The organism is Daejeonella sp., assembly GCF_049655485.1.
Taxonomy (GTDB): Bacteria; Bacteroidota; Bacteroidia; order Sphingobacteriales; family Sphingobacteriaceae; genus Daejeonella.
Genome location: NZ_JBASJU010000257.1, coordinates 1 through 3,360, shown reverse-complemented (window position 1 = coordinate 3,360; position 3,360 = coordinate 1). Strand labels below are relative to the sequence as shown.

Sequence of the window (3,360 nt, the reverse complement as noted above, 5' to 3'; positions counted from 1 at the left end):
GATTTTATAGCACCGCTGAAGTATATACCGGAAAGCATGGAAGGTCATTAAAATTGGATGGCCTGGACGCCGACTTAAATGGTATGGCGAGAGAAAGAGCAATAGTGGTACACGGAGCAGACTACGTTAGTCAGGACTTTATAAACCGAACCGGTAGGCTTGGAAGAAGTCAGGGTTGTCCCGCTTTGCCAATGGATTTATTCGCTGATGTGATCAATAATATCGAAGGTAACACCCTTTTATTTATCAATGGCGAAGGGGTGGATACTTCTGATCTTTTAAAGGGGGTAGATCATACCGATTCTAAGAATGAGGCATAGTCCCTTAGCAATCATTCAATTTTTTCTTCACCCTTTTTACCCAGTTTTACAATGTCACCCTTCGTAAATAGTATGGATTGCATGACCGCGCGCCATTCAGGTTTTTTGCGCAATAGGAATTCCAGATCCATGCCGAAGTGCTTAAACTCTTCCTGCTGAGCATTCTGCATTATTGCTTTAGCCTGCTTATCCTTTTCAACAGATATACGCTGTTCGTACCAATCAATTGCTTCTGCCTCTTCAATTAAAGATAACATCATTCTTGCGAACGTTCTGGTTTCATCAGATAGTTCATTGGGGGGTTCGTGGTATTGGTCAAATCCCATAGGTTTACATTTTTGAAAAATTAACTGAATAATATGCCCAAACTGCTGAGGCCTCTTTAATATTTAGTCCTGAATTAGCCAGGTACCAGATACCTAATCCTAACAAGATCAAAATTAGTATTTTTATGTAATTGCCCAAATCATGTTGCTGTTCATGATCAAGCGAATGGCCATGATTAATAATTTTTGATGCCAAAACACTTAGGTATTTCAAAACTAAAGCGGCAATACAAATTGCGAAGTAGAAATACAAAGTCTCTCTCATATTTATAATGACTGTTGATATGAATTGTCTGATACTAGCGCAGCCAGAATACACGCATCAAGAAATAGAAAATAGTTTATTGGTGTTGCACTTCAGGAACAACTCTTATTCCAAACTGTTTTTGATCTGTTGAGAACAAAAAGTCAATCTTGATGTATTAACACTTTAGCTCAAACAGTATTCCAGAACACATTTAAGTCCAATTATCAGATGGCTGAAAAGCTTAAGAAGGCATTAGGGTTAATCCCATTAACATTTTATGGGGTCGGAACTATTGTTGGTGCAGGTATTTACGCTATAATTGGTGTAGTGGCTGGTGAAGCAGGGTATAATATGTGGATCGCCTTTGTTTTAGCTACGATAGCTGCCACCTTTTCAGCTTTATCCTATGCAGAACTTTCTTCTACTTTCCCTAAAGCTGGTGCAGAATATGTTTTTTTGAGTAACGCCTTCCCCAAGAAAAAAGTTATTCCATTTATTACGGGTTATTTTATCACCATACACGGAACGGCCACTTTTGCCACAGTTCTTTTGGCTTTTGCAGGATACTTTAGCGGGTTTATTGACATTCCAGAAATGCTTATCGCCTACGCTCTTTTAGCTGTAATTACCCTGTTTAATCTGTCCGGTATAAAAAAATCTTCTGTAGTAAATATAACTTTCACCTCTGCACAGATATTAGGATTAGTTATGCTTGTTGTGGCCGGAATAACTTCTCCAAACTTCGGGAATGTATTTCAGCATAAATTTAGCTTAGGCTCAGAAATATTTACTTCTGTAGCAATCGTCTTTTATGTATATACCGGCTATGAACATATGGCAACCCTTGCCGAGGAAGCAAAAAATCCGGGAAGGAATATTCCTCTTGCTTTTATTTTCAGTCTTGTTTTCACTACAGTAATTTATCTTCTGATCGTATTTTCTGCTCTTGCGCTGGCAACACCAGAAGCACTAGCAAGTTCCGGCTCTCCTCTTGCCCTGGCTGGCTCAAATCGTTATAGTTGGATGGGGCCTGTAATTGGTGTTGCAGCTTTATTAGCTACCGCTAATGTTTCTTTAAGCGCTTCCTTATCGGTAAGCAGAATGATGTACGGCATGGCAAGCAAAGGCGACATGCCCGCAATGCTCTCTAAACTAAATAAGCAGCAGGCACCATGGGTAGCAGCCTTAGTGCTGGCGGCAATTGTTGGACTTTTTATCCCTTTTGGACAGATAAAGTTGGTAGCTTCGGTATCATCCCTGGGGGCGATGCTCGTTTTTGCATTCGTTAACCTTGCGGTTATTGTCTTGCGTTATAAGCATCCAACACTTAAAAGACCTTTTTCAGTTCCATTAAGGATAGATAAATTTCCAGTTCTTCCTGCATTCGGGGTAATTGTTTCGGGCCTTTTAGCTACCCAGTTTACCTGGGAGGTATCTTATTTTTGGAATCGCGGTAACGCTTGGTATAACAGGATATTATCTAAGTTCGGGAAGGAATAGTGCTGCCGCTAATTCGAATGATCCTGAAAAGGTTTGGGGCGATGAACACTAAGAACTTCTATTACCTTTTATTTTGAAGGTTCTGCAACAACCAGTATACTATTAGCAATTTTACTGCTTATTGTGATGCTTTTGCGGCCTTCTAATCCCAAAATAAAACTCTTGTCGTATTCTTCTATTTCAATGATCTTTATAGTATCACCCAGACTAAGCTTTACTTTATCCAGGTAAGAGAGGAAAGTTGCTGAATGATCAGTTACACCAGAAAATACACAGCTTGTTCCCGTATTTAATGTTGATAAGAGAGTAGCTTTTGACTTTGCAAATACACCTTTTTCATTGGGGATAGGATCACCATGAGGATCGGCTTTTGGATGCCCTAAATACCGGTCAAGACGGTTTATTAGATCTTCGCTTTGTATGTGTTCCAATTGTTCAGCCATATCATGTACCTCATCCCATCCAAAGGCTAGATTCTCGACTAGAAAAACCTCCCATAACCGATGTCTTCGGATAATGCCGATAGCTAGCTTCTTACCCTTATCAGTAAGTTCAAAGCCTTTTGACTTTTCGTAGGTAATCAACTTTTTTTGAGACATCTTTTTCAGCATGTCCGTCACAGTCGCTGAATGTATAGATAACGCCTTTGCCAGGTCTGAATTTATAACAGTCTCCCCTGTCTGTTCCTCTAACTTGTAGATGGCTTTAAGATAGTTTTCCTCAGTAAAAGTATGCATCAATTTAGATTTTATGCAAAATAAGAAAAAGGGTCATAAAACTATTATTTTAGATAAGCCTAAAATAATAGTTTTGCAAATCAAATAATTATAACTTTGTCAATCAAAAGACCCACTGGCGTATGAAGAATAAGTTAATGATTCTATTAATTATCAGCTGCCTGATAGGGATAGGCACTTCCTGTGAAAAGACTATTCCTGACGCTCCGGCTGACGATGAGATCCTTGAC

General features: G+C 39.2%; 5 protein-coding genes. 2 read left to right on the top strand and 3 right to left on the bottom strand.

Translation table 11 applies throughout. From position 1 onward, the window contains the following. The coding region (locus WBJ10_RS11065) for a murein L,D-transpeptidase catalytic domain-containing protein (RefSeq protein WP_424290257.1) at positions 1-320 on the top strand (320 nt) is incomplete at its 5' end. 11 nt (positions 321-331) lie between these two features. On the opposite strand, the gene WBJ10_RS11060 is transcribed toward WBJ10_RS11065, so the two are convergent. Beyond that, positions 332-646 carry a hypothetical protein gene (locus WBJ10_RS11060; protein WP_276348925.1) on the bottom strand — a complete coding sequence of 105 codons (315 nt, stop codon included), beginning with the start codon at positions 644-646 and terminating at the stop codon, positions 332-334. A gap of 4 nt (positions 647-650) precedes the next feature. After that, a complete protein-coding gene (locus WBJ10_RS11055) occupies positions 651-911 on the bottom strand; it encodes a hypothetical protein (protein ID WP_424290255.1) in 261 nt (86 codons plus the stop codon). Positions 912-1,121: 210 nt separating this feature from the next. Here WBJ10_RS11055 and WBJ10_RS11050 point away from each other — a divergent pair, with 210 nt between their 5' ends. Then, a complete protein-coding gene (locus WBJ10_RS11050; RefSeq protein WP_276348924.1) occupies positions 1,122-2,393 on the top strand; it encodes an APC family permease in 1,272 nt (423 codons plus the stop codon). Between the two features lie 68 nt (positions 2,394-2,461). Here WBJ10_RS11050 and WBJ10_RS11045 read toward each other — a convergent pair whose 3' ends face one another. Then, positions 2,462-3,130: a metal-dependent transcriptional regulator gene (locus WBJ10_RS11045; RefSeq protein ID WP_276348923.1), complete on the bottom strand. Its 669-nt coding sequence runs from the start codon at positions 3,128-3,130 to the stop codon at positions 2,462-2,464. Positions 3,131-3,360 lie beyond the last annotated feature (230 nt).

Coding starts and splice junctions, on each gene's coding strand:
- WBJ10_RS11060 (WP_276348925.1), bottom strand. CDS start 646: ATGGGATTTGACCAATACCACGAACCCCCCAATGAACTATCTGATGAA.
- WBJ10_RS11055 (WP_424290255.1), bottom strand. CDS start 911: ATGAGAGAGACTTTGTATTTCTACTTCGCAATTTGTATTGCCGCTTTA.
- WBJ10_RS11050 (WP_276348924.1), top strand. CDS start 1,122: ATGGCTGAAAAGCTTAAGAAGGCATTAGGGTTAATCCCATTAACATTT.
- WBJ10_RS11045 (WP_276348923.1), bottom strand. CDS start 3,130: ATGCATACTTTTACTGAGGAAAACTATCTTAAAGCCATCTACAAGTTA.